This window comes from Allobosea sp. RAF48 (genome assembly GCF_052114025.1).
Taxonomy (GTDB): domain Bacteria; phylum Pseudomonadota; class Alphaproteobacteria; order Rhizobiales; family Beijerinckiaceae; genus Allobosea.
In genome coordinates, this window is record NZ_JBFRDZ010000030.1 from 1 (window position 1) to 23,706 (window position 23,706).

At 65.2% G+C, this 23,706-nt stretch carries 25 protein-coding genes and 2 pseudogenes; 9 read left to right on the forward strand and 18 right to left on the reverse strand.

The window, feature by feature from the left end:
- From AB4Z10_RS28940 to AB4Z10_RS28980, 9 genes are all read right to left on the reverse strand, one after another.
- Nucleotides 1-272 (reverse strand): SMC-Scp complex subunit ScpB (locus AB4Z10_RS28940; protein ID WP_441473859.1); only part of this gene is annotated, 272 nt, incomplete at its 3' end.
- 3 nt (nucleotides 273-275) lie between these two features.
- On the reverse strand, nucleotides 276-353 hold the full coding sequence (locus tag AB4Z10_RS28945; protein WP_441473890.1) for a DUF1403 family protein: 78 nt from the start codon (nucleotides 351-353) through the stop codon (nucleotides 276-278).
- A gap of 24 nt (nucleotides 354-377) precedes the next feature.
- Nucleotides 378-503, reverse strand: coding sequence for a hypothetical protein (locus tag AB4Z10_RS28950; protein ID WP_441473860.1), 126 nt, complete (start codon nucleotides 501-503; stop codon nucleotides 378-380).
- A 137-nt stretch (nucleotides 504-640) separates the two neighbouring features.
- Nucleotides 641-1,165, reverse strand: coding sequence for a hypothetical protein (locus tag AB4Z10_RS28955; protein ID WP_441473861.1), 525 nt, complete (start codon nucleotides 1,163-1,165; stop codon nucleotides 641-643).
- A gap of 292 nt (nucleotides 1,166-1,457) precedes the next feature.
- A complete protein-coding gene (locus AB4Z10_RS28960) occupies nucleotides 1,458-2,513 on the reverse strand; it encodes an amidohydrolase family protein (RefSeq protein ID WP_441473862.1) in 1,056 nt (351 codons plus the stop codon).
- Nucleotides 2,514-2,572: 59 nt separating this feature from the next.
- A complete protein-coding gene (locus tag AB4Z10_RS28965) occupies nucleotides 2,573-3,892 on the reverse strand; it encodes an MFS transporter (protein ID WP_441473863.1) in 1,320 nt (439 codons plus the stop codon).
- Nucleotides 3,893-3,928: 36 nt separating this feature from the next.
- Nucleotides 3,929-5,302, reverse strand: a complete 1,374-nt coding sequence (locus AB4Z10_RS28970; protein ID WP_441473864.1) for an amidohydrolase family protein — start codon at nucleotides 5,300-5,302, stop codon at nucleotides 3,929-3,931.
- 43 nt (nucleotides 5,303-5,345) lie between these two features.
- The gene (locus tag AB4Z10_RS28975) at nucleotides 5,346-5,864 is read right to left on the reverse strand and encodes a nuclear transport factor 2 family protein (RefSeq protein ID WP_441473865.1); all 519 of its coding nucleotides are present in this window, start codon (nucleotides 5,862-5,864) and stop codon (nucleotides 5,346-5,348) included.
- A gap of 175 nt (nucleotides 5,865-6,039) precedes the next feature.
- Entirely contained in the window at nucleotides 6,040-6,516 is a 477-nt protein-coding gene (locus AB4Z10_RS28980; RefSeq protein WP_441473866.1) for a RidA family protein, read from the reverse strand.
- A gap of 330 nt (nucleotides 6,517-6,846) precedes the next feature.
- Between AB4Z10_RS28980 and AB4Z10_RS28985 the strand changes: the two genes are divergently transcribed.
- Nucleotides 6,847-7,329 (forward strand): DUF2938 family protein, encoded by a 483-nt coding sequence (locus AB4Z10_RS28985; protein ID WP_441473867.1) that lies wholly within the window; start codon nucleotides 6,847-6,849, stop codon nucleotides 7,327-7,329.
- 24 nt (nucleotides 7,330-7,353) lie between these two features.
- On the opposite strand, the gene AB4Z10_RS28990 is transcribed toward AB4Z10_RS28985, so the two are convergent.
- From AB4Z10_RS28990 to AB4Z10_RS29025, 8 genes and pseudogenes are all read right to left on the reverse strand, one after another.
- On the reverse strand, nucleotides 7,354-8,370 hold the full coding sequence (locus AB4Z10_RS28990) for a LysR family transcriptional regulator (RefSeq protein ID WP_441473868.1): 1,017 nt from the start codon (nucleotides 8,368-8,370) through the stop codon (nucleotides 7,354-7,356).
- 314 nt (nucleotides 8,371-8,684) lie between these two features.
- Nucleotides 8,685-8,957 (reverse strand): HU family DNA-binding protein, encoded by a 273-nt coding sequence (locus AB4Z10_RS28995; RefSeq protein WP_441473869.1) that lies wholly within the window; start codon nucleotides 8,955-8,957, stop codon nucleotides 8,685-8,687.
- Between the two features lie 69 nt (nucleotides 8,958-9,026).
- The gene (locus AB4Z10_RS29000; RefSeq protein WP_441473891.1) at nucleotides 9,027-9,389 is read right to left on the reverse strand and encodes a Ros/MucR family transcriptional regulator; all 363 of its coding nucleotides are present in this window, start codon (nucleotides 9,387-9,389) and stop codon (nucleotides 9,027-9,029) included.
- Between the two features lie 3 nt (nucleotides 9,390-9,392).
- A complete protein-coding gene (locus AB4Z10_RS29005) occupies nucleotides 9,393-10,376 on the reverse strand; it encodes a beta-ketoacyl-ACP synthase III (protein WP_441473870.1) in 984 nt (327 codons plus the stop codon).
- Nucleotides 10,373-11,644, reverse strand: coding sequence for an adenosylmethionine--8-amino-7-oxononanoate transaminase (locus AB4Z10_RS29010; protein WP_441473871.1), 1,272 nt, complete (start codon nucleotides 11,642-11,644; stop codon nucleotides 10,373-10,375). The genes AB4Z10_RS29005 and AB4Z10_RS29010 overlap by 4 nt, the downstream gene beginning before the upstream one ends.
- Nucleotides 11,641-12,285 carry a dethiobiotin synthase gene (bioD, locus tag AB4Z10_RS29015; protein ID WP_441473872.1) on the reverse strand — a complete coding sequence of 215 codons (645 nt, stop codon included), beginning with the start codon at nucleotides 12,283-12,285 and terminating at the stop codon, nucleotides 11,641-11,643. The genes AB4Z10_RS29010 and bioD overlap by 4 nt, the downstream gene beginning before the upstream one ends.
- Nucleotides 12,282-13,451: pseudogene (locus AB4Z10_RS29020) on the reverse strand (8-amino-7-oxononanoate synthase). The gene bioD and the pseudogene AB4Z10_RS29020 overlap by 4 nt, the downstream one beginning before the upstream one ends.
- Nucleotides 13,427-13,651: pseudogene (locus AB4Z10_RS29025) on the reverse strand (biotin synthase BioB); the annotation flags it as partial. The pseudogenes AB4Z10_RS29020 and AB4Z10_RS29025, both read right to left, overlap by 25 nt.
- A 67-nt stretch (nucleotides 13,652-13,718) precedes the next feature.
- Here AB4Z10_RS29025 and AB4Z10_RS29030 point away from each other — a divergent pair.
- Nucleotides 13,719-14,291, forward strand: coding sequence for a metallophosphoesterase family protein (locus AB4Z10_RS29030; protein ID WP_441473892.1), 573 nt, complete (start codon nucleotides 13,719-13,721; stop codon nucleotides 14,289-14,291).
- A gap of 810 nt (nucleotides 14,292-15,101) precedes the next feature.
- A complete protein-coding gene (locus tag AB4Z10_RS29035; RefSeq protein ID WP_441473873.1) occupies nucleotides 15,102-16,652 on the forward strand; it encodes an ABC transporter substrate-binding protein in 1,551 nt (516 codons plus the stop codon).
- Nucleotides 16,653-16,728: 76 nt separating this feature from the next.
- Here the strand turns inward: AB4Z10_RS29035 and AB4Z10_RS29040 are convergent, their stop codons facing one another.
- Nucleotides 16,729-17,628, reverse strand: a complete 900-nt coding sequence (locus tag AB4Z10_RS29040; protein ID WP_441473874.1) for a LysR substrate-binding domain-containing protein — start codon at nucleotides 17,626-17,628, stop codon at nucleotides 16,729-16,731.
- A gap of 110 nt (nucleotides 17,629-17,738) precedes the next feature.
- Between AB4Z10_RS29040 and AB4Z10_RS29045 the strand changes: the two genes are divergently transcribed.
- The 6 genes from AB4Z10_RS29045 to AB4Z10_RS29070 are packed head-to-tail and all read left to right on the forward strand — an operon-like array spanning nucleotide 17,739 to nucleotide 23,468.
- Nucleotides 17,739-18,857, forward strand: coding sequence for an NAD(P)/FAD-dependent oxidoreductase (locus AB4Z10_RS29045; protein WP_441473875.1), 1,119 nt, complete (start codon nucleotides 17,739-17,741; stop codon nucleotides 18,855-18,857).
- A complete protein-coding gene (locus tag AB4Z10_RS29050) occupies nucleotides 18,838-19,134 on the forward strand; it encodes a (2Fe-2S)-binding protein (protein ID WP_441473876.1) in 297 nt (98 codons plus the stop codon). The genes AB4Z10_RS29045 and AB4Z10_RS29050 overlap by 20 nt, the downstream gene beginning before the upstream one ends.
- Complete coding sequence (locus AB4Z10_RS29055; RefSeq protein WP_441473877.1) at nucleotides 19,131-20,534, forward strand: FAD-dependent oxidoreductase; 1,404 nt, start codon at nucleotides 19,131-19,133, stop codon at nucleotides 20,532-20,534. Before AB4Z10_RS29050 ends, AB4Z10_RS29055 begins: the two co-directional genes overlap by 4 nt.
- Complete coding sequence (locus AB4Z10_RS29060; RefSeq protein ID WP_441473878.1) at nucleotides 20,531-21,661, forward strand: NAD(P)/FAD-dependent oxidoreductase; 1,131 nt, start codon at nucleotides 20,531-20,533, stop codon at nucleotides 21,659-21,661. The genes AB4Z10_RS29055 and AB4Z10_RS29060 overlap by 4 nt, the downstream gene beginning before the upstream one ends.
- Nucleotides 21,658-22,602: an ABC transporter permease gene (locus AB4Z10_RS29065; RefSeq protein ID WP_441473879.1), complete on the forward strand. Its 945-nt coding sequence runs from the start codon at nucleotides 21,658-21,660 to the stop codon at nucleotides 22,600-22,602. The genes AB4Z10_RS29060 and AB4Z10_RS29065 overlap by 4 nt, the downstream gene beginning before the upstream one ends.
- Entirely contained in the window at nucleotides 22,599-23,468 is an 870-nt protein-coding gene (locus AB4Z10_RS29070; protein ID WP_441473880.1) for an ABC transporter permease, read from the forward strand. The genes AB4Z10_RS29065 and AB4Z10_RS29070 overlap by 4 nt, the downstream gene beginning before the upstream one ends.
- The last annotated feature ends 238 nt before the right edge of the window (nucleotides 23,469-23,706 follow it).

The following is a 23,706-nucleotide window of genomic DNA, read 5'->3' on the forward strand; positions in this document are numbered from 1 at the left end:
GCGAATCCCTTCTTCGTCCGGTGCTGCCAGCCGCCGGCGACAGAAACGAGCTCGTAGGGTCGGCCGGCCAACTCATCGCGGATGTCAGCGATCAGCAGATCGATACTGCAGTCGCGGCCGACGACGCGCGCCAGGGCCTGTCGGCCGACCGGTTCCGGCGACGCGAAGATGACGGCTTCAACGCGCCCCATCCATTCACGCCACCGAATCTCCGGCGGCAGATCCGCCAGCTCGGCGTCGAAAAATTCCTCCCCCTGGGCGCGTTTGGCCATGCTCTAGAGCCCGTAAAGCCGAAAGCTGGCACGCCCGGAGAGCTCACGCACAGCCCCGAAACTGACCAAGCGCTCGAACATTGCCGATCCTCTCGAACTTCTGGATCAGATGCGGATCAGGTTGCGCGACAGATCATGTCGTCGGGCGAGGCTGTGAAGCATCTCACCCGCCAGGTAGTCCTGCGCCACCTGGCGCTTGAACTCGATGCTGTGGGAACGATGTCGAACCATGGGCTTTCATCCTTCGAAAACCCGGCTCCCCGGTCAATTGCTGATCGTCACCATGTCCGCCTCAATGGGCGCACTCCATCGGCCTGACCAAGAAAAAGGCCCCTGTGAACCCAGGGCCGTCTCTTAATTGCAGTCGATCATACCACTGCAGGGCGATAAGGCCCGGCGTTCTCGTCGAAGCGTTTCCAACCACCGGCGCGGTACTCTGCCTCTCGGATCGTACGATCGATGGGAGTCGCGCCGTCGAGAATAGCCTCGACGGTGGCCTCGTGCTCCGGCTCGGTCCGCACCGAAACGACTGAACCGCCGCCGCGAACAGTCTCGGCGTAGTACGCGGCCCCGTCTTTGTCGTGGCCTCCCTTCACAAAGGAGCCGACCAGTCCGCCAGCAGCGGCACCAGCGACCGCACCTGCGGCGGTCGAGGCAAGCCAGCCCGCGGCGACGACGGGGCCGATGCCAGGGATGGCCAGCATGCCGAGGCCGGCGAGCAAGCCCGCGGCGCCGCCGATGCCGGCGCCTTCAGCTGCGTTGGTCTCGCCTGTCTTGCCATCGCGGCCGACGATACTGACATCGCTGCTGGAGACGCCTGCGGCATCCAGCAGCTCGACGACCCAGCGGGCGGTTTCGTAGTTGTCGTAGGAACGGGTGATGGTTCGTGTCATTATCGTCTTCAAGGTTCGGGGTGCCAGCAGCACCGATCAATTGCGGGTGATGTTGCCGCGATAGTCGACGGAGACGTTGACCTGCGCGCCGGAGTGAGTGGCCGTTCCCTTCCAGACGCCGTTGTCGTCCTTCTAAAGGGCGCCGGCGTCCCCGCACTGGCAAGGTGTCGATGCCGGAGGGCGGTGCCTGGCTCCGGAAGTCATTGGGAGTGGAGATCGCAGCAGCCTGAAAGCTGCTCGTGCTCCGATCCAACGGAGGCATGTGCAGCTCATCCGCGAGCGATGCGGTTCCTCAGGCCTTCTTGAGAAGCCGAAGCGCGTTCTCACGCTCGATCTTCCCCACATCGGCCGCCGAAAGCAGGTCGATCTTCTCGAGGCCCTCTGCGACGACCTTGCCGGAAAGATAAGGAAAGTCGCTGCCGAAGAAGAGCTGCCGGCTCGGCACGAGCTGGAGGAGGGCCGCGATCGAGATCGGGTTCGCCATCGACACCACGTCGTAATTGAGCCGCTTCAATTCATGCAGCATGCCATTCGGCAGCTTCTCGCGCAGCCCGGGGACGAAGAACATCGCCGCGTTCAGGCGCCCAGCCAGGAAGGGCAGAGTTCCGCCGCCCTGGGCGAAGATGAAGTTGATATCCTGGCAGCGAGTGAGCGTGCCGCTGAACAGGAGGCTGGTGATGCAGCGCGTCGTGTCGGTCGGGAACTCGATCAGCGCGGAGGACACGCCTTCCTGCAGGTTACCGCAGCAATCCGGCGCCAGCGGATGGACGAACACCGTGGCCTTGCGCCGGTTTAATTCGTCGAAAACCTCCGCGAAGGCGGGGTCTCCCGGCCAGCGCGAGCCATAGCTCGTCAGGATGCCGATGCCGTCCAGCTTCAGCACGTCGAGCGCATATTCGATGGCTTTCAGGCTGCCCTCGACGTCCGGCAACGGGATCGGCGCGAACATGCCGAAACGGCCCGGGTTTTTCTGGATCATGTCGGCGCCGTAGTCGACGCAGGCCTTCGCCAGCCGCCTGCCCTGCTCGACATCTCCAAAGAAGACGCCGGGCGCCGCCACTGAAACGACCGCCTTGTCGACGCGGCTGCGCTCCATCTCCTCCAGCGAGCGCTGCGGCGTCCAGCCCGTCATCGTGTCGGTCGGAAGGCCCTGTGCCTGGGCGATGATCCTCTCGCGCACCTCGTCCAGGTATTTCGGCGGGAAGATGTGATGATGCGTGTCGATCCGGGAGCGGCCTTCCGGCTGCGCCTGGGCGAGCCCGGAGCTTGCGGTCGCCGTCGCGGCGAGCGCCGCTGCGCCTCCCAGCAGGATCGCACGCCGGGACATGGCTTCGTCATGGTTGAACATTGCGGAATCTCCCCTTGTTGATTGTTGTCTCGCGAAGGACCGGAGCGGCCCGCGCCCCCCTATGCGGGAGCGCCATTCGGCTCGCTCAACTGCTCCTGTGGCCTCGCGGCGCGAGCCTTGCCGGGCAGGAAGCAGACGCCGACCAGCCCGATCAGTCCGACGAGGATGACGTAATAGGCCGCGGCTGCCTTGTTGCCGGTCGCGGCGACCGCGTAGCTCACCATCAGGGGGGCGGCGCCGCCGAAGATGCTGTTGGAGACGTTGAAGTTGAAACCCAGCACCGAGGCCCGGATGCGCGGCTCGAACAGCGCGGCGTTCATCACGATGCCGAGGCCGACGATGACGCTGCCGGGAATGGCTAGCGCGACCTGCAGCGCAACGAGGCCCCAGAGCGTCGGCGCCTGGATGATCCAGGCATAGAGCGGATAGACGATCAGCAGGATCGCCAAGGTCGCGCAGCCATAGAGCAGTCGCGGCGAGGCGCCGCGATCGACGCGGCCGGCCCAGAAGATTGCGCCGGCGGCCGAGAGTATGCCAGCCACCAGCGTGCTGATGAAGGGCGCGTTCAGGCCGAGATTGAGCTCGCGGACCGCGAAGGTCGGCATGTAGATGAACATGATGTAGAAATTGCCGCCGCCGAAGGCGAGCAGGGCGAAGGACGTCAGCAAGGCGCGGCGCTGGTTCGTCCAGATGTCGCGGATGTCGTCCGTCCAGGACGTCCGGGCGACGCTCGCGACGTCAAGCGTCTCGTCGACATGGCGCCGGATGTAATAGCCGACGGGAGCGATCAGCAGCCCGAAGATGAAGGGCACGCGCCAGCCCCATTCGCCCATCTGCTGCGGCGTCAGCGTGTTAAACAGAAGGAAGCCGACGAAGCCGGCGAAGACCACGGCCAGCAGCGTGCTCGCCATCTGCCAGGCGACGAAGGTGGCCTTGCGGTTTGGCGGCGCCGATTCCGCCAGCAGCGAGACCGCGCTGCCGTACTCGCCGGAGGCGGCGAAGCCCTGCATCAGACGGGCCGTCAGCACGACGATCGGCGCCAGCACCCCGACCGCCGCATAGGTCGGCGCGAAGCCGATCATGGCGGTGGCCAGCGCCATGATCCAGATCGTGATCGTCAACGCGTTGCGGCGCCCCTTCCGGTCGGCATAGTAGCCCATTACGAGCGCACCGACCGGCCGCATCACAAAGCCGACCGCGAAGGTCGCTAGCGTCAGCATCAGGGCGATGTTCTGGTCAGCGGCGGGAAAGAACAGCCGCGACAGGATGACGGCCAGATAGCCGTAAATGATGAAGTCGAACCACTCCAGGGCGTTTCCGAGCGCCGCCGCGACGACGACGCGAACCGACGAGCGTTGCGATTTCGCGCGCACCGACATCTGATCTCTCCCGTTTTGCACTGAGCTTGGCTCTTGTTATGCGGCCATCGGCACGTAGCCCGATTCCCGGATGATCCGCGCCGCGGATGCCTCCAGCTTTTCGGCCTTGCGGCGCAGCAGGGCGGCGTCGTAGCCCAGCACGCCGCCGCGCTTGAGCACGTGCCCATCGACGATGACGGTGTCGACGCTGTGGGCGCAGCCCTGCTGCACGATCGTCCCGACCGGATCATGCACCGGAAACAGGTTGAAATCCGAGGCATTGAGCAGGATCACATCCGCCTTCTTGCCCGGCGTCAGGCTGCCGATGCGGTTGTCCAGCCGCATCGCCTTGGCCCCGCCGATCGTCGCCCATTCGAGGGCGGCGCGCGACCGCACCGGCAATTGCGTCAGCGGCGGCAGCCCCAGCGCATAATTGGCGCGGTGCTCGAGCGCCCGCTGATACACCATCGCGAAGCGCATCTCGTTGAACATGTCGCTGTTCGCGGCCGGGATGCTGTCGACCCCGAGCGAGGGCAGGGCGCCGAGCGCGCGAATGCGCCCCGTCACCGGATCGGCTGGGTGGACGTGCAGCTCGATCATCGACGTCACCGTGAAGGAAGCGCCGGAATCGACGATCAGCTTGAGCTGCTCGTCGTCGATGTAATTGCCATGGACGACGTTGTGGTTCTCGTCCAGCAGGCCAAGCCGCGCAGCGATCCGATAGCCTTCCGGCGAGACCTGGTCTGCCGGTCGGCGCGCGGCATGCGAGCTCGACAGCAGGCCCAGCTCCCGCACCAGCCTGAAGTCGTGCTCGACCACCTCCGGCACAGAGAATTGCGGGCCGAGGATCGCCGCAGCCAGGGTGACGCGGCGGTCGTCGGAGGAAAAGCGTTCGCGCCGCAGCCTTTCCAGCCGATCGCGCGGATGCGGCTCATGGGTGAAGGGGATGTTGGACGCGGTCTTGAGCGGCTTGGCTGTGCCATGGCCGAAGACGGCGCGCAGCCCGCTCTCCTCCAGCGCATCGACCGAGCGCTCGGCGTGCTCGATCGAGGTGATGTTGTGGCACCAGTCGAAGAGCGTGGTGACGCCGGCATTGAGCTGTTCGAGCGCCCCGACCAGCGTGCCGATATAGTTATCCTCCGGCTGGAACCGCGTAGCCATGTTGCCATGCATGATCCGATGATAGTCGGGACCGGTCCAGTCCGCTCCGATCGAGCGCAGCCCGGTCTGCCAGGTGTGGAGATGGGCGTTGACCAGCCCCGGCATCACGATCATGCTACCAGCCTCGATCGTCTCGTCGACATCGGCGACGATTCCGGGTCCGACCGCGACGATGCGATCATCCTCCAGCAGCACGTCCGCGGCGGCGAAATCGCCGATGGCGCGGTCCATGGTGACGACCTGGCCGTTCCTAATCAGCTTCCTGCCCATCATGGCGCTCCGCATATCCTCGAGTTCGAAATGAAGCGGCGGCCTATTCGCCGAAATGGGCGTAGGACGGGTCCTGCCGGCCGATCGCGCCGGCATTGGCGTATTCGGTCGTGGCGGCGAGCTCCGCGGCCGTGATGATCCTGACCTGGCGGTAGTCGCGGATGGTGCGGCGATGCGCCAGCGACCAGCGCCCGTCATCGAAGCGCCAGCGATCGAGATAGCGCGTATGGACGGTGCGCTCCTCGATGTCCCCATCCTCGCGCTTGACGATCAGATGCGCGGTGGCCGAGGTCTCGCTGACGGCACCCTCACCCTTCAGCGCGACGAGGATGTTGCTCATGCTGTGCCGGTTATACAGCATGCTCGTATGGGCCTTCATCAGGAAGCCGACATAATCGGCCCAGCTTCCCGAGAAGAGCGGTGGGAAGTCCACCGTCGCGGTTTCATGGGCCATCGAAAGCAGGAGCTTACGATCGAGCCGGTCGAGCCCACGCGGATAGGTGTGGATGAGCCGAGCGATCTCGGCCTTGCTCACGAGTTCATGGATGGCGTCATGCCCCATTTCGGGTCTCCTCGGCCGCCCTGTCGGACGGCGGGTGCGTGATCGATCAGATTGGTCGCTCTCGCGGCCAGCGCGAAGGCTTGCCGGACGGCTCGATTTACAAGCCGGCAGGCGCCAGCCTGCCCTGCAGCACCTGGCTACGGCAACTTGCACATTCAAGCACCGTCGCGAGGCCCTATTTCTCGTCGCCAACCACCGCGACGCACTGGACTTCGATCAGGAAACCGGGCACCGCCAGCGCCGACACGGTGATCTGTGCGCTGGCCGGGGGATTCTTCGGGAATACTTCCTTGCGAACGGCCTGGAACGGAGCGCCGTTGCGCGCATCGGTGAGGTAGACCGTCATCGTGACGATGTCCTCGAGCTTGCCGCCAGCCTTTACGAGCTGGCGTTCGATCTCGCGAAAGATGAAGCGGGTCTGACCTTCGACATCACCGGCGAGGGATTTGCCCTGTTCGTCCTGCAGCGTGGTCACGCCCGCCAGCCAAACCTGCTTGCCGCCATGCGTTACGACGCCGGGCGAGTAGCTTCTTCCTGCAAATTCCTTGGGGAGCGGCAAATACTCCCGCGCATAGACGCCACATGATGTAGCGCTGGCGGCCGCAATAGCCAGAACAGCAGGCGCGAACCTGACGAGATTATCAAATTTCATCTTTCATTTCCCCAATATTGTTTTGTCAGACCCAGTAAGGAATCAGACATGGAACGAGTTCGGTCTGCAAGGGCAGAATCATGTCTGGCATCAACTGGGCCAAAGCTCGATCTATGAGGGTCATTATGATCACCAGCCCATTGCCAGGTGAAATACTGATTTCAACTCAATGTATCGGCTTCCACGATCAATCGCCGAACGGGATGGAGCCCCGGCGATTACAGGTGTACGGCCTTCTGCGATCGATCCGAACTCGCCGCTCCAGTGGCTGCAGGGCAACGACAGTCGCGACGGTCAGTCGAGCTATTTCCGGGCGGGGGTGCAGCGTTGTTGAAGGAACTCATCATTCAGGCGCTCGTGACGGGCGCGGTCGCGACCGCCATCTTCGACATATGGGCGCAATTGCTTTGGCGGCTATGGGGCATTCGCCCGCCGGTCTGGGCGCGACTCGGGCGCCTCATCCTGCAGGGGCGGGATGCGGTCCGCAGGCATGACGGAACAGCACCGGCGTTCTCGAGGGCCGAGCAAGCCCTCGGTTCCATCGTCCATTATGTGACCGGCGTGGCCTTCGCGCTGGCTCTGTTGTGGGTGGCCGGCGCGCAATGGGCGCGCGAACCGAGCTTGCCGCCTGCCTTGGTTGCAGGTGTGCTGACGCTGGCGCCCGCTTGGTTCGTCATGCTGCCCGCCCTGGGCCTCGGCATAGCGGGGCAGAGGCTGCCGCACCCGGCCCGCTTCCGCCTCGTCAACGCCGTCTCCCATCTGGTTCTTGGCGTGGGCTTCTATGTAGGCGCCCTGCTTTCCGGGGTCTTCTGACAGCCGGCCGGATCTCGGCACGGCTTACGATGGATCGATCAGGTTGTTTGCCTGTTCCTTGACGACGGAGATGAAGGCCTCGACGGCAGGTGACGGGGCCCGTTCCTTGGACATGACGATTGAGATCGTGTGAAAGGCTTCAGGCCGCACAAGTGGCCGAAGAACGACGTCATAGGCCCTTGCCAACGTTGCAGCCCAGGAAGGCCAGGTCGCCACCCCCATCTCGGCCGCCACGAGGCCGAGGGTTGTAGTCATGTTCCTGACCTCGAATGCCGGGCGGATATTGACGCCGGCGAGCGCGAGATAGCGATCAATGCGGCGCCGAGCAGCATTGTCCGCTGTCACGGCAATGAAGTCGTGATCGGCCAGCTGCCGCCATTCGACATCCGGCGCCAACGCGAGAGGGTGGTTGCTCGGGCAGATCAGCATGAGACGTTCGTTAAGGGCGGAAATGGCCGTCAAACCGTCGTCGAGCGTGTCGAAGACGCCGATCCCGCAATCGTATAATCCGCCGGCCACGCGCGACGCCAACAATTCGGGAGAAACTTCCTCCAATGCGATGCTGATTCCCGGATAGAGAGATCGAAAGCTTGCGATGAGTTTCGGCAATAGCGCCGCGGCGGCCAGCGGCGAAGCTGCGAGGCTCAGCCGGCCCTTCTTACGCGCCGCTAGTTCGCGGGTTGCGGTGAACCCGGTCTCCAGTTCGAGAAGCATCCGCTCCGCAAAAGGAGCGAATTCGCGGCCGGCCTCGGTAATTTCGACCTTGCGGGTGGTGCGATCCAGAAGGCGGGTCCCAAGCTCAGCCTCCAGTTCGCGGATCAATACCGAAAGAGATGATTGGGTCGTATTCAGGCGATCGCTCGCGCGCGTGAAACTGTTCAGTTTTGCGATCTCGAGGAACGCCCGGATCTGCTTCAAGGTAACATTCATGGCGCTCGTTCGGGCATCGTTCAGCGAGAATCCCACACGGAAGGCCAGATCACAAGCTAGCGACTGCATTCCGCTCTCGGCTATCTCAGCCCGCAGCAGTTCGAGGATCAATACACCGGGTCACGGTCAAATCCGCAGCTTGATCCTCTCCACCCGCAGGGGCGCACTCCAGTATGAGTCTCATTTTGAGCTTCCCCGGATCCGTGCGGCCGTCAGCGACAGGTACAAAAGACGCAGTACATCCTGCCTCTCGAGCCGTTTGGTCAGGGGACACGAATAGACGAAACCAGCCCACATGGCGGGCAGGTACTCTGCTCGAGGCACGCTAGGAGCGGTTGGCCCTCGCCTAGGTCGATCTGGAACCATTGCGCTGGCCTGTGTCAGCAGGCCAGCGCGCTCATCCCGCATGCACGATGCGCCCGTTCTCAGGCGACGGTGTCTGCGAGGTCCTTCGCAACCTTGAACTTCACGACGGTCTTGGCTGGTACATCGATCACCGCGCCGGTCGACGGGTTGCGAGCCTGGCGGGCATCGCGCTTGGCGGAGGATAGCTTGCCAACGCCACCGAGCGTCACGTCCCCGCCAGCCTTCAGCGCTTTTGAAACGACCCCGGCAAGTGAAGAGAGGACGGCCGATACGTCAGTCTTGCTCTTCACTGCATCTTCGGCGATCGCGGCAACCAGTTCGTTTTTCGTCATCCACATTCTCCGTTTTGTGAGCGGTCAGTTCGCCTTGCCAGTCTTGCCGCGCACCGTCGTCCGCCGCTGCTAACCCAAACCCATTTTCTTGGCCAATGTCGAGCGGGCCTCGGCATAGGCGGGCGCAACCATCGGATAGTCATGCGGGAGGCCCCAACGCGCGCGATAGTCCTCCGGCAACATGTCGTAGGCCGTGCGCAGGTGACGCTTGAGCGACTTGAACTTCTTGCCGTACTCCAGGCAGATCAAGAATTCCGCCATGATCGACTTCTTTACCAAAACCGCCGGTGTCGGCCGCTCCTCGGCAACAGGGGCGGGTTCAGCGCCAAGGCCCGAGATGGCGGCGTGAGTGGTAGCAATCAGGCCAGGAAGGTCAGCCGGCGGGACGCTGTTGTTCGAAATGTAAGCCGATACGATACCAACCCCTACCAGCGACTAAACGCCAACGACAACCGCGCCACCTGTCAAACCGGCGCCTGCCGCTGCAAGCAGCAGCTTTTCACCCCGCTGCAGCGGCTCGGCTTGATGAGCCAGGGACAATGACAGCGGGATCGTGGCCGCCGACGAGTTGCCATAGTCGGCGATGCTTGTAATCACACGGCCGCCTTCAATGCCGATCTGACCGGCCACGGCGTTGAAGATGCGCGCATTGGCCTGATGTGGAACGAAGCGGGTCACCGCGTCAGACTGGAGGGCAGCGGCGGCAAGGGCCTCGGTGGAGCAGCGCACCATCATCGAGACCGCTTTGCTGAACACGGCGCGCCCGTCGACGATCGTCATCCGGGTCTCGGCGATATCGAGATCTCCGGCAAAAGGCTTGTTGCTGCCACCAGCGGGGATCTGGATCAGGCCATAACCCGATCCATCCGCCGCGAGCGAGTCGCCGAGGATGCCGTCACGAGCTTGTCTCGATGGCACCAGAAGAACGGCGCCGGCTGCATCAGCAAACAGGATCGCGCTCGCACGTTCGCTCGGATTGATGCGACGGCTGAGGATGTTGGCGGCGACAACGAGAGCAGGCTTGCCATGAGCCCGGACGAAACCGTCGGCAAAGATCAGGGCATAGATAAAGCCGGCACAGGCGCCGGCGAGGTCGACAGCCCCGGCGCCGCTCAGGCGGAGGCAGTGAGCGACCAATGGGGCGCTCGGCGGCAACAGATGATCCGGCGTCGAGGTCGCCAACAGCATGAGGCCGACGCTGGCGCGGTCGATTCCGGCCATGTCCAGGGCCATCTCACCCGCCTTCTCGGCCATTCCGGACAGGGTCTCGCCGGGTTCGGCCCAACGCCGGGCGCGGATGCCCGTTCGCGCCTCGATCCAGCCGGTCTCAAGCCCGAGCCCCGCCTCGATCTCCGCGTTGAGCACGGTTCGCGCCGGCACGTAATGGCCCAGCCCGGCGATGCGCGATTGCCCGTTCATGCGGCAGCTCCAAACGTGTCGGCAGCTTCGCCGATCGCGGCATAGACGAGGTCGAGATCGCCTTGCGTCACGCAATAGGGTGGCAGCACGTAGATCGTGTTGCCGAGCGGCCGTAGCAGCAGGTCGCGCTCGCGGAAAAACGCCTGCAGCCGCGGCCCAATCCCCGCCAGGTAGCCCGGATCGTCCGCCCGGAGATCGAGCGCGGTGATGGTCCCCGCGCGACGGATGTTCTCAAAGCGGTGGTCATCGCGGAAGCATTCGAGCGCCGCTTCCTGCATCCGCGCCAAACCTGCGACACGATCAGCGACCGGTTCCTCCGACCAGATCTCGAGGTTGGCACAGGCGGCGGCGCAGGCGATGGGATTCGCCGTATAGGAGCTCGAATGGAAGAAGGTGCGGCCGCGGTCGGTCGAATAATGCGCCTCGAAGATCTTGCGCCGACACATGGTGACCGCGAGCGGCAGCGAACCGCCGGTGAGTCCCTTGGAATAGCAGGCGATGTCCGGCACCACGCCCGCCTGCTCGTAGGCGAACAGGGTGCCCGTGCGGCCCCATCCCGTCATCACCTCGCCGGCGATGAAGAGCACGCCGTGGGCCTCGCAGATGCGGCGCATGGCGCTCAGCACATCCGCGCCATACATCAGCATACCGCCCGCACCGAGCACCAGCGGCTCGACGATCAGCGCCGCGGCTGAGCCCTCGCGGCAGGCGGCGCCCAAGGCGTCGAGCGTCGCCTCCTCCCGTCCCGATGTCGGGAAGGGAATGCGCGCGACATTAAACAGGAACAGTTCGTAGGCGGCATTGAAGACGCCGCGCGCACCGACCGACATCGTCCCTATCGTGTCGCCGTGATAGCTCCCCTCCATCACGACGATGCGGCTGCGCGGCGCGCCGATATTGCGCCAGTAGCCAAGAGCCATCTTGAGAGCGACCTCGACGCTGGTCGAGCCGCTGTCCGAATAGAAGACATGGTCGAGCCCAGGCACCAGTGCGACCAGCTTTTCGGCGAGCCGCTCCGCTGGCGCGTGGGTGTGCCCGGCGAAGATGATCTGGTCGAGCCGGTCGGCCTGGTCCTTGATGGCCTGGACGATGCGAGGATGGCGATGGCCATGGGTGATCACCCACCAGGACGAGATCGCGTCAAGGATGCGCCTGCCGTCCGCGGTCGTGAGATGGGCGCCCTCGGCCGAGGCGACCTCGGTCATCACCGGCTGCAAGGCATGCTGCGTGAAGGGATGCCAGATCGGCGATGCACGGCCGCTGCTCATGCCGGCCGCTCCTCGGAGACGAAGCTTTCTAGCCGAAAGCTCTCGCCAAAGCCCTTTGCGAGCGTGTGCGCGCTCAAGGGATCGAGCTGGGGCAGCCGGCCGAGCACCGGCACGCCGCCCATCTCAGCGATGATGCGCCGGTTTTCCTCGTGCTCGTCGCCGATGAGCGCGATGCCCAGGATCGGAACCGAGCGCCGGCGCAGGGCCTCGATCGACAAAAGCGTGTGATTGATCGTGCCGAGCGCCGTCCGGGCACAAAGCACAACCGGCAAGCACCAGCGAGCGAAGACGTCGATGAGCAGGGTCGAACGGGTCAACGGAACCAGAAGGCCCCCTGCCCTTTCGATCACGAGCGGACGCGCGGAGGCTGGCGGGACCAGCGCCTCGGGCTCGATCGCAACGCCGTCCAGCGCGGCTGCAAGACGTGGCGAGGCCGGTGTCCGCAAGCGCCAGGCCTCCGGCAGAATCCGATGTGACGGAAGCCCCGACAGACGGGCGACCGTTTCGGAATCGGTCGCCTCATCGAGGCCAGCCTGCACCGGTTTCCAGTAGCAGCCGTCGAGCATGGCCGTCAGGCCGGCGGCGAAGACGGTTTTGCCGATTCCGGTATCGGTGCCTGTGACGACGATCCGCAGGCTCATGGGGCGAGCCTCCCGAGCTCTTCGGCGAGCGCGTCGATCATGGCCGAGACGGCAGCGCGATCGACGTTGAGGGTCAGGGATATGCGCAGCCGCGCGGTTCCTTCCGGGACGGTCGGCGGGCGGACGCCGCGGATATCGAAACCGCGGGCCTGCAAGGCGTTCGAGAGTGCCATGGTACGGCGGTTGTCGCCGATGATGACCGGCAGGATCGGCGAGCCGCTTGGCGTTTTCCCACAGCGCTCGGCAAGCGCCTGCCCGGCGAAGGCGACGAGCTGCGCCAGTCGCTCGCGCCGCTCAGGCTCCTCACGCAGGATCGCAAGCGCCTCATGCGCGGCGATCGCCAACAGCGGCGATGGCGCCGTTGCGTAGATGAAGGGGCGGCAGCGATTCACCAGGAAGTCGGCGAGCGCCCTGGAGGCGGTGACGAGCGCACCCGATCCGCCGAGCGCCTTGCCGCAGGTATGGAGCACGACGACATTGTCGCGCCCCTAGAACCCGGCAGCGAGACCGCGCCCCTCCGGTCCGTAGACGCCCGTCGCATGGGCCTCGTCGACGAACAGAAAGGCGTCGTGGCGGTTGGCGAGCGCCATAAGATCGCCTAGCGGAGCGCGGTCGCCGTCCATGCTGTAGAGGCTCTCGACCACGATCCAGGCACGGCCTGTGCCGCCCTTGCGGCGATAGGCCCGGATCGCATCCTCGATTGCCGACACGTCGTTGTGCGGGACCTTGGCAAGCTCGGCTCTGCCGACCTTCGCCCCCTCCTGCGCGCTGGAGTGGACGAGCGCGTCGAGGACAATCAGGTCGCCTTTCTGCGGCAAGGTCGTCAGCACCGCGAAGTTTGCGACATAGCCTCCTCCGAAGAACAGCGCACGCTCGGCCTGAAAGAACGCCGCGGCCGCCGCTTCGAGCGCCTCATGCTCCGGAGAATTGCCACGCAGCAGTCGCGAGCCCCCAGCGCCGATCGCCGTGCCATCCGCCAAAGCCCTGGCAAGCCTGTCGCGCAGGCGCTCCGAGGTCGCGAGGCCGAGATAGTCGTTCGACGCGAAGTCGAGCCCGGCTCGCGGCGCCAGGCTGCGCAGCCGGTTCTTGCGCGCGAGCCCCTGCAGCGTCGCCTCATAGCGATCGAGAAGCACTGCTGCCGTCACTTGCAGCCGGGCTCCGCCCATTCGATCGCCATGGGCTCGATGCCGAGCCGCCGGAACAGGGCGGTATCCTTGTCCTCGCCGGGATTTTCGGCGGTGAGCAAGGTATCGCCGACGAAGATCGAATTGGCACCGGCGAAGAAGCAGAGCGCCTGCATCTCGTCGCTCATGCCGGTCCGGCCGGCGGAGAGGCGGACATAGGATCGCGGCATCAAAGAGCGCGACGCCGGGGCGTTCGAAGGGCGGCCGGTCATCTTCGTTCCCGGCAATCACGAATTCTACAAGTCGCACATCGCCCGCCAGCTGCCCGAGGAGGAACAGCTCGCTGCGACGCTCGGCGTCACATTGCTGGCGCCTGGCTCCGTGAGGATCGGCAATGTCCGCTTCATCGGCGCCACGCTCTGGACAGACTACGCGCTGAACGGCGACGGCCGGTTCGCGAAGATGACCGCCCAGGCCGATCTTAACGATCACCGGCTGATCCGATTTTCTGAAGGCGGGAAGTCGACGCGGCTTACGCCGTCGCACGCCGAGATGCTTCACCGTCGCGATCTGGCTTTCATCGTCGACCGTCTGAAGGAGCCACATGCGGGGCCGACGGTGGTTGTCACGCATCACGCGCCGCACCCGGGCTCCGTTGCCGATCGCTATGCTGGACAGGCGCTGACGGCTGCCTTTGCCTCAGACCAGAGCGAGGTCATCCTGACGCACCAGCCGGAGCTCTGGATCCACGGCCATGATCACGGATCGCATGACTATATGGTCGGCCGGACGCGGATCCTCGCGAACCAGGCTGGATATCCGACCAACTTCGGAGAGCGAGAAAACTCAGACTTCAATCCGAGCCTGGTTGTTCAAGTCTGATCAGGGCTGGGTGCGGACTGAGGCGAACTTCCATCGACCTGCCCTTTCCCAAGATCGTCGCGAAGTGCTCGCTCAATGATGAGTTCGATGTCGACAACGCGCATGCCTCGATCATACGCGGTCTGCCAGACCAGGTCGGCGATCGCGGTATTCCTCGGACCGTATTCTGGCCAGTCGTGGAGTTCGTGGCTGTCCGGGTGGTGAGGTAGGAGAGGTATGGGGAATTTAAGCCTCGATCGGAGGCGATGCAATCCGGCAGGCATTTCACATCTCCCGGGCGAGTTATTGCCACCTTTGCGAAAGTGGTAATACCTCCATTGGGCAGTCAAATCACCGCAGCGTTTGCGGTGATTTCGCCGCCCAATCGCCGCAAGCTGAGCCCCGTTCAAAAACGAGCGATTTCGGACACCCCTCCCCTCTCGGGATGGCAATTTATCGTTGAAGTATGAGCCACCCCGCGCGGTTTTCAACGCGAAGCGTTGCCCATTCCCGACGTCCGCAACGTCTGCTCGTGGGCAGTCTGCTGAGACGGCTGCAATGTCGTCCCAGCACCGGCGTGGAGGTCCCTTCGCCGAGACGCTACAGTGACTTGGATCCGGCCACCGATGATGGTTCCCAGCCTTGACCGTCAATGACCATGGTGGAGAGAAAGCCAGGGTGCCGCGCGTGCTCCCGCGATAAGGCACAATCAGGAGCCGGCGCGCGCCAAAATCTATAACCCCGGAGAATAAGTCGCTCTCGATTTCGACTTGGACAGCCTGGAACCTTGCCGGCCATCATCCGGCCAACCAAAAGCGAGGGGTTCACAGAATGAGAAATTTTGTTCTCGGGCTTGCCGGCACGATGCTGGTTGCCCTCCTGCCAACCGGGGGCTTCGCGCAGGAGGCAGTCCTGCGTGTCAGCACCGGAGGGACGAACGTCTCGACCCTCGATGCTCACCGCGCCAGCGCCACTGACGATGTCGCCGTGGTGAGCTGGATCTACAACGGCCTTGTCCGCTTCAGGCCCGGCAGCGCCAGCCCCGCGGATATCGAGCCCGACCTCGCCGAACGCTGGGAAACCTCGCCTGACGGCAAGGTCTGGACCTTCCACTTGCGCAAGGGCGTCAAATTCCAGGGCGATTGGGGCACACTCGACGCCGACGACGTCGTCTATTCGCTCCAGCGCGCGGCGGACCCGAAGCGTTCGACCTTCTCGTCGGACTTCGTTGCGGTCGAGAAGATCGAGAAGCTCGACGACCTGACCGTTCGCGCCACGCTGAAATATCCGGACGTCAATTTTCTCGGCCGGGTTTCCAACTACCACGGCGGCAACATCGTCAGCCGCAAGGCGGCCGAGGAGCTGGGCGACCGGTTCGGAGCCCAACCAGTCGGGACCGGCCCGTTCTCCTTCGTCGAGCAGGTGACGCAGCAATATGTGAAGCTTGCCGCCAATCCCAATTACTTCCGGGGCAAGCCCAAGATCGACACGATCATGGTCCGCGTCATCCCGTCCGACAGCGCGCGCGAACTGGCCTTCTCCTCCGGTGAGCTCGACCTGATGTATGCCAGGCGCGAGCAGCGCTGGGTTGATGCCGCGCGCAAGCGCTCCGGCTTCAACGTCGATATCTTCCAGCCCGGCGAATATCGGATCCTGCACGTCAACCAGAGCGTTCCGCCGCTCAACGACACCCGCGTGCGGCAGGCCATCGCGGCGGCGATCAATGTCGACGATCTCGTGCGCTATGTCGGCAAGGATGTCGGCCCCAAGGGCTGCTCGGTCGTGCCGCCCGCCTATCTCGGCGAGGATTGCTCGGTCCGCTACAGCTTCGATCTCGCCAAGGCCAAGGCCCTGCTCGCCGAGGCCGGCCACAAGGACGGCATCACGATCAAGGCGATCGTCTCGAACGTCTCGGCGCAGCAGCCGATCATAGAAATCATCCAGGCCCAGCTCGCCAAGGCCGGCATCAAGCTCGGCATGCAGGTGGTCGATCACGCCACCTATCAGAGCCAGACGCGCAAGGACCTGAGCGGGGTCGTCTTCTACGGCGCGGCGCGCTTCCCGATCGCGGACACCTATCTCAGCGAGTTCTTCCACTCGCGCGCTACGGTCAACACGCCGACCGCCGCGACGAATTTCTCGCACTGCGCGGTCGCGGACAAGGAGATCGAGCAGGCCCGGACCGCAGCCGATGCAGAGACCCAGCAGGCGCTCTGGAAGGAAGCCCAGCGGAAGATCATGGAGGATGTCTGCGCCGTTCCGCTCTTCGAGTTGCGGCAGGTCTGGGCCCATAGCAACCGACTGAACTATGGCTACGAACTCAAGGGCTCGCTGAACCTCGCGCCGCCGATCACCGAGGCGACCACACTCAGCGCGCGCTGAGCAGCCTCCGCTCCCCGACCGCATCGGTCTTCCAAAACGACTCGCCGGCGACGCCTGACCTGCGCCGCCGATTTCGTCATTCCGGCGACAGGATCGTCCGCGAAACCTCTGCCGCTGCCTCCCTAGCGCCTTCGAGGAAAGCTGCGATCAGCTGGGTGTTGCGGCCATCGCGGATATGGCAGAGCTGATAGTCGAGCTGAATCGCCGGCTCGAACCGCCGGATGGCGAGCTGCCCCCGCATGCCCGCAACGGCCGAGGGATGCACCAGCGACACGCCGACGCCGGCGGCGACGAACTCGCAGAGCGACGGCGAGACGCTCACCACCATGGCGACATCCGGCGTCACGCCATGAGCCTCGAACACCTGCCCGATACGGCGGCTGGTGAAGCTCTCCGGATCGAAGGACACGAAGGTGGTGCCATCGAGATCCTCCGGCGTGATGACGCTCTTCTCCGCCAGCGGATGCCCCAATGGCAGAATGCAGACGACCGGGTGGGCCATCAACCGCTCGGTTGCGATGTAGGGGTTGTCGATCGGCGAGACGGTAAAGCCCACGTCGAGTTTTCGCGTGAGAAGCCCGTCGGCGATCCATTGCGAGCTGCGCGACTGTACGGCACAGAAGACGCCCGGCTGCCGCGCACGAAAGCGCATGGTCGCCTGCCGGATGAAGGAGCCGGAGAGCGCGGGCATGACACCGATCAGCAGTCGGCTCTGCTCGTCGCGCCGGATCGCCTCCACCGCGTTCTCGACCTGGCGCACGCCCGCGAAGATCCGGTCGATTTCCTCATAGAGCCGCATTCCGCGCCGGGTCAGCACCAGTCGGCCCTTCACCCGGTCGAACAGCCGCAGTGCCGTGTCCTCCTCGAGATGGGCGATCAGCTTGCTCATGGCCGGCTGCGAGATGTTCATCATCTCGGCAGCCCGGCTCACCGTTCCGTATTCGATTACCGCCTTGAAGGCCTCGATCTGACGCAAGTTGAGCCGCCGCACGATTGCATAACCCTGAGGAATAAGGCCGAGAGAAAAACGACTTTGACGAAATACAACATGGCTCCCTAACGTCGAAGCCGGCAAGGGGATTTCGCGTGCGGCCAGACATCATCGTCATCGGAGGGGGAACGGTCGGTGCAGCCATCGCCTGCGGGCTGGCCCTCCGGCACGAGAAGGTGTTGCTGCTCGACGGCGACGATGGCGATTTCCGCGCTGCGCGAGCGAATTTCGGGCTGGTCTGGCTTCAGGGCAAGGGCCTCGGCATGCCGGCCTATCAGGCGCTGACCCGCGACAGCATCGCGCGCTGGAGCGGCTTTCGCGAGGTCCTCGAAACCGGGACCGGAATCGGCCTGCATTACCGGCAAGACGGCGGCCTCGCCTTCTGCTTCGGTGAGGAGGCCTTCGAGCAGCGCCGTCTCGAACTCACGCGCCTGCACAACCAGTTTGCCGAAGCCGAGCCCGATTGGGAAATGCTCGACCGCCCCGCTCTGGAGCGGCTAGTGCCGAAGGTCGAATTCGGTACCCGCATTTCAGGGGCGAGTTTCGGCCGGCGGGATGGCCACTGCAATCCGTTGCGGCTGCTGGCGGCACTGCATGGGGGTATTCTGCGGCACGGGGGCAGAATCCGGCACAAGGCGCGCGTCGAGCGTATCGAGGCGGCCGGCCGGGATTTTCAGCTTTTTCTCGACGGCGAGCTCATGACGGCACCGCGGATCGTTATTGCAGCGGGCCTGGGTTCGCCCGCTCTCGCGCGTCAGGTGGGCCTCCGAGTGCCGGTCCAGCCGGAGCGGGGTCAGGTGCTCGTTACCGAGCGCCTCGCACCCTTCCTGCCGCTGCCGGCGAGCGGCCTGCGCCAGACAGAAGAAGGCACGGTGATGATCGGCGCCACCAAGGATCACAGCGGCTTCGACGTCTCAACGACGACGCAAGCCTCCGCCTGGCTGAGCCGCAAGACCGTCGACATCGTCCCTGCCCTCGCCGGTGCCCGGCTCGTCCGGCACTGGGCGGGTCTCAGGATCATGACGCCGGATGGTCATCCGATCTATGCCCAGTCCGAGACCCATCCCGGAGCCTTCGTCGCGCTTTGCCATTCGGGCGTGACACTTGCCGCCTTCCATGCCGAGGCCCTGGCCGAGGCGATCGCCGCCGGTTCCCTGCCGGCCACGCTCTCTCCCTTCCACCAGAGTCGTTTCGATGTTCCGCAAGCTGCATGATCCGGGGCCGGCCGCCGTCACGGTCCATATCGACGGGCTGCCTGTCATCGCCGAGGCCGGCGAGAGCGTCGCAGCGGTGCTGCTGCGCCAGGCCGATGGCTGGAGCCGGACCACACCGGTCTCGCAGAGCCGACGCGCGCCCTACTGCATGATGGGCGTCTGCTTCGAATGCCTCGTCGAGATCGATGGCTGCGGTTCCGTACAGGGATGCCTGACGCCCGTGCAGGACGGCATGCGCATCGTTCGCCAGCAGGGGCGCAGGAGCCTTTCGGCATGAGTGAAGACCATACCGACCTCCTGATCGTGGGCGCAGGGCCTGCCGGCATGGCCGCCGCCGTTACCGCCCGCAGGCATGGCCTCTCCGTGCGGGTCGCCGACGACCAGCCGGCTCCGGGCGGCCAGATCTGGCGCGGCATCGAGACCGTTGCCGCCTCGCCTCGCCTGGCGCGCCTCGGCGAGGCCTATGGCGCAGGCGTGGATCGGGCAGCGGCTTTCCGGGCCTGCGGCGCGCTTTATGAACCGCAGAGCCAGCTCTGGCAGATCGAGCCGGGCTTCCGTGCCTTCCTCACGCGCGACGGCCAGGCGCGCGGCGTCACGGCCAGCGCCGTCATCCTCGCCACAGGCGCGCAGGAGCGGCCCGTCCCCTTCCCCGGCTGGACGCTGCCGGGCGTATTGACTGTCGGCGCGGCGCAGATCCTGCTCAAGACGGCCGATTCCGTACCGGAGAAACCGGTCTGGATCGCCGGCTGCGGACCGCTGCCGCTGCTCTACATGACCCAATTGCTTGCAGCCGGCGGCAGGATCGCAGGCTTCCTCGACACCACTCCGAAGGGGCGCCTCGGCGCAGCGATGCGCCAACTGCCGGGCGGGCTCGGACGGATCGGCGACCTCGCCAAGGGGCTGTCGTGGTCGCTGGCGCTGAAGCGAGCCGGTTTCCCGATCGTTCGCCATGTGACGGAACTGCGCGCAGAGGGCGATGGACACCTCCAGCGACTGCACTACCGAACCGCGGATGGCCGCGCAGGCGAAGCCGCCGCCGAGGTTCTGCTCGTCCACGAGGGCGTCGTGCCAAACATCCATGCGCCTCTGGCATTCGGCTGCGCGATGAGGTGGGATGCCAGTCAGCACTGCCAGGTGCCGGTGCTCGACGCCTGGGGCGAAACCTCGCAAGCCAACATCTTCGTCGCCGGCGACGGTGCCGGCATCGGCGGCGCCGAAGCAGCCGAGCCACGGGGGCGGCTCGCGGCGCTGCGCGTTGCAACGCGGCTCGGAAAGCTCGAGGAGGCCGGCGCTGCAACCGCCGCTCGCACGGAACAGATCGCGCTGGCCCGCGCGCTCGCCCTGCGTCCCTTCCTCGACGCGCTCTACGCGCCGCGCCGGGAGATCTTCACGCCCGCCGACGAGACGCTCGTCTGCCGATGCGAAGAGGTGACGGCGGGTGAGTTGCGGGCGCGGGCCGTACAAGGGCAGCCGGGTCCGAACCAGCTCAAGGCCTTCACCCGCGCGGGGATGGGCCCGTGCCAGGGTCGACAATGCGGCTACACCATGGCCCATATCATCGCCGCCGCGCAGAATCGCCCCGTTGCGGATGTCGGTTTCTACCGCATCCGCCCGCCGTTGAAGCCGGTGACTTTGGGCGAGCTCGCCAGCCTCGACGAGAGGAAGCCGGCGGCATGAATGTCGAAGCTTTCGACGTCGCCGTGGTCGGCGGTGGTTTGCATGGCCTGTCGGCTGCACTGCACCTGGCGCGCCGCGGCCAGCGCGTCGTCGTGATCGAGCGACGCTGGACCGGCCGGCATGCCTCAGGCGCGACGGCGGCCGGCGTGCGGACGCTCGGCCGCGACGTCGCCGAAGTTCCGATCTCGCTCGAGGCGATGGAGATGTGGCATCGCATCGCGTCAATCGTCGGCGACAATTGCGGCTTCCATGCCCATGGGCAGCTCCGGATCGCGGAGCGGGGCGAGCACTTGCCCGACCTGCTCCAGCGCGAAGCGCGCATGCGCGCGCTCGGCTACACTCATGAGGAAATGATCGACGCTGCCGAGCTGCGGCGCCTCGTCCCGGCGCTCAGCCCGCATTGCGTGGGGGCGCTTGTCGCGCGAAAGGATGGCGCGGCCGATCCGCATCGCACCATCCTCGCCTTCCGCCGCTCCTGCGAAACCGCGGGCGTCGTCATCGTCGAGGATTTCGGCATCGAGGCGGTTGACCGGGAGAAGGCGGACTGGATCCTCGCCTGCGGCGCGCGGCGCTTCCGGGCCGCGGCCGTCGTCAATGCCGCCGGCGCCTGGGGAGCCCGGGTCGCGACCCTGTTCGGGGACGAGATCGCGCTTGGGGTCCGCGCCTCGATGATGATCGTAACGGAGCGTCTAGCTCCCCTGATCGAACCCGTCGTCAGCGTCGTCGGACGGGCGCTCTCCTTCAAGCAATCGGACCAGGGCACGCTCGTCATTGGCGGTGGCCTGCAAGGCGCCGCCGATCTCGACCGCGAGCGCAGTACGGTGAACTTCACCGAACTAGCCAAGGGCGCACGCGCGACCAGCGACCTCTTTCCCATCGTGCGCGGGGTGCGGATCGCGCGCTGCTGGACCGGAATCGAAGCGCAGACGCGCGACCATCTGCCGGTGATCGGCGCCTCGCCACAGGCCCCCGGCCTGTTCCATGTCTTCGGTTTCTCGGGACATGGCTTCCAGCTCGTTCCGGTCGTCGGCGCCATTCTCGCCGACCTCGTTATGGAGGGCAGCACGCGACGCGAAATCGCGGCCTTCGCACCGCAGCGCCTGATGCAGGAAAGGGTCGCGGCATGACGAGCTACGTTCTCCGGCGGATGCTCCTCGCCATTCCGACACTGCTCGTGATGCTGACGGCGATCTTCGTACTGGTCCGGCTCGTGCCGGGCGACCCCGCCTCCGTCATCCTGGGCGACCAGGCCAGTGCGGCCGCGCTCGCGGCACTCAGGGAGAAGCTCGGTCTCGATCAGCCGGTCTACGCCCAATATCTCGCCTTCATCGGAAAGGTGCTGACCGGCGATCTCGGCCAGTCGCTGAGCACGGGTCACAGCGTCATCCGGGAGGTTCTGCTCGTCCTGCCCTCCACCATCGAACTGACTGTCGCGGCGGTCGCGATCGGCCTCGTCTTCGGCCTGCCGCTCGGCGTAGCAGCCGCTCTCTCCCGCAATGGCTGGGTCGACTACGTCTCGCGCGTCGTTTCGCTCGTTGGCCTGTCCTTCCCGGCCTTCGTTTCCGGCATCCTCATGCTGATCGTCTTCGCGATTCAGCTCGGCTGGTTTCCCGTCCTGGGCAATGCCAGCGGCTCCGGCGATCTGGCGAGCCGTCTGCATGCGCTGGCGCTGCCGGCGCTCAACCTCGGCATCATCATGACGGCCTATGTGATGCGCGTGACACGCGCCGCGATGCTGGGCGTTCTGACGGAGGACTATATCCGCACCGCCCGCGCCAAGGGCGTCGGCTCGTGTCGGCTCGTCACGACGCATGCGCTGCGCAACAGCCTGATCCCGATCATCACCGTGGTCGGGCTCTATTTCGGCACGCTAATCGGCAACTCGGTCCTGACCGAGATCATCTTCAACCGACCGGGCCTGGGCAAGCTCATCATCGGGGCGCTCAACGCCCGCGACTACCCGTTGCTGCAGGGGCTGATGATCATCTTCGCCATCTGCGTGATCGTCGTGAACACACTGACCGACCTGGCTTACGGCCTCGTGGACCCGAGGGTAAAGTACACATGAGCGAAGCGGCCACTAGCACCGTCGAGCTGCGCCCGGGCGGCCTCTGGCTCGCCTTCGCGCATAACAAGCTGGCGTGGGTCGGGCTAGTCCTGCTCGTCTTCATCGTCCTCGTTGCGCTCCTCGCGCCCTGGCTCGCGCCCCATGATCCGCTGGAGCAGAACATCGTGGCGCGACTCGAGCCACCGTCGGCCGAGTTCTGGCTCGGCACCGATTCCTACGGCCGGGACGTGCTCTCGCGGCTGATCTACGGGGCGCGCATCTCGCTCTTCGTCGGCTTCGTCGCCATTCTCATCGCCATGCTGGTTGGCACGACCATCGGCGTCATCTCCGGCTATGTCGGCGGCGTGTTCGATCAGTTCGTCATGGGCGTGCTCGACGTGCTGCTCGCCTTCCCGACCCTGCTGCTCGGCCTGATGATCGCGGCGATGCTCGGGGCGAGCCTGGAGAACCTCATCATCGCGATCGCGGTGACTGAGATCGCCCCCTTTGCCCGCGTCGCCCGTGCGCCAACCATCACGCTGCGCCAGCGCGACTTCGTCGAGGCCAGCCGCTCCTATGGCTGCGGCCCGTTCAGGATCATGACGCGGCACATCCTGCCCAACATGCTCTCGGACGTTGTGGTCATGAGCTCGCTCTGGCTCGCCTCCGCCATCCGGACCGAGGCTTCGCTCAGCTTCATCGGGCTAGGAGTGCCGCCGCCGACCGCCACGTGGGGCAGCATGATCCGCGAGGGCTTCGAGAACATCCTCGACGCCTGGTGGCTCGCCGTCTTCCCAAGTCTCGCGATCCTGGCAACGGTGCTCGCGCTCAATCTGCTTGGCGATGCCCTGCGTGACGCGTCCGACCCGAGATCCCGATCGCGATGACCTGAACCAATCCGCTTCATCTGAATTTGACGGTTGGCTTGCCGGGTGAAGCCGGGCGCAAGGCGAATCGTGGCTCAAGGCCGCCGATTACGGATATGGGTCGATTGCGAATGTCCGCTGCCGGGCAACCGTCCAACTTCCGCTTCTCTAATCGGGTAGGTGGGTCAAGCTCGGATTGCACCTTTGCGCCGGGGTCTCGTTCACGCGGGTCACGCTTCTCTTCGCAGTCTGATGGCTT

Coding starts and splice junctions, on each gene's coding strand:
- AB4Z10_RS28945 (WP_441473890.1), bottom strand. CDS start 353: ATGTTCGAGCGCTTGGTCAGTTTCGGGGCTGTGCGTGAGCTCTCCGGG.
- AB4Z10_RS28950 (WP_441473860.1), bottom strand. CDS start 503: ATGGTTCGACATCGTTCCCACAGCATCGAGTTCAAGCGCCAGGTGGCG.
- AB4Z10_RS28955 (WP_441473861.1), bottom strand. CDS start 1,165: ATGACACGAACCATCACCCGTTCCTACGACAACTACGAAACCGCCCGC.
- AB4Z10_RS28960 (WP_441473862.1), bottom strand. CDS start 2,513: ATGTTCAACCATGACGAAGCCATGTCCCGGCGTGCGATCCTGCTGGGA.
- AB4Z10_RS28965 (WP_441473863.1), bottom strand. CDS start 3,892: ATGTCGGTGCGCGCGAAATCGCAACGCTCGTCGGTTCGCGTCGTCGTC.
- AB4Z10_RS28970 (WP_441473864.1), bottom strand. CDS start 5,302: ATGGGCAGGAAGCTGATTAGGAACGGCCAGGTCGTCACCATGGACCGC.
- AB4Z10_RS28975 (WP_441473865.1), bottom strand. CDS start 5,864: ATGGGGCATGACGCCATCCATGAACTCGTGAGCAAGGCCGAGATCGCT.
- AB4Z10_RS28980 (WP_441473866.1), bottom strand. CDS start 6,516: ATGAAATTTGATAATCTCGTCAGGTTCGCGCCTGCTGTTCTGGCTATT.
- AB4Z10_RS28995 (WP_441473869.1), bottom strand. CDS start 8,957: ATGACGAAAAACGAACTGGTTGCCGCGATCGCCGAAGATGCAGTGAAG.
- AB4Z10_RS29005 (WP_441473870.1), bottom strand. CDS start 10,376: ATGAACGGGCAATCGCGCATCGCCGGGCTGGGCCATTACGTGCCGGCG.
- AB4Z10_RS29010 (WP_441473871.1), bottom strand. CDS start 11,644: ATGAGCAGCGGCCGTGCATCGCCGATCTGGCATCCCTTCACGCAGCAT.
- bioD (WP_441473872.1), bottom strand. CDS start 12,285: ATGAGCCTGCGGATCGTCGTCACAGGCACCGATACCGGAATCGGCAAA.
- AB4Z10_RS29035 (WP_441473873.1), top strand. CDS start 15,102: ATGAGAAATTTTGTTCTCGGGCTTGCCGGCACGATGCTGGTTGCCCTC.
- AB4Z10_RS29050 (WP_441473876.1), top strand. CDS start 18,838: ATGTTCCGCAAGCTGCATGATCCGGGGCCGGCCGCCGTCACGGTCCAT.
- AB4Z10_RS29055 (WP_441473877.1), top strand. CDS start 19,131: ATGAGTGAAGACCATACCGACCTCCTGATCGTGGGCGCAGGGCCTGCC.
- AB4Z10_RS29060 (WP_441473878.1), top strand. CDS start 20,531: ATGAATGTCGAAGCTTTCGACGTCGCCGTGGTCGGCGGTGGTTTGCAT.
- AB4Z10_RS29065 (WP_441473879.1), top strand. CDS start 21,658: ATGACGAGCTACGTTCTCCGGCGGATGCTCCTCGCCATTCCGACACTG.
- AB4Z10_RS29070 (WP_441473880.1), top strand. CDS start 22,599: ATGAGCGAAGCGGCCACTAGCACCGTCGAGCTGCGCCCGGGCGGCCTC.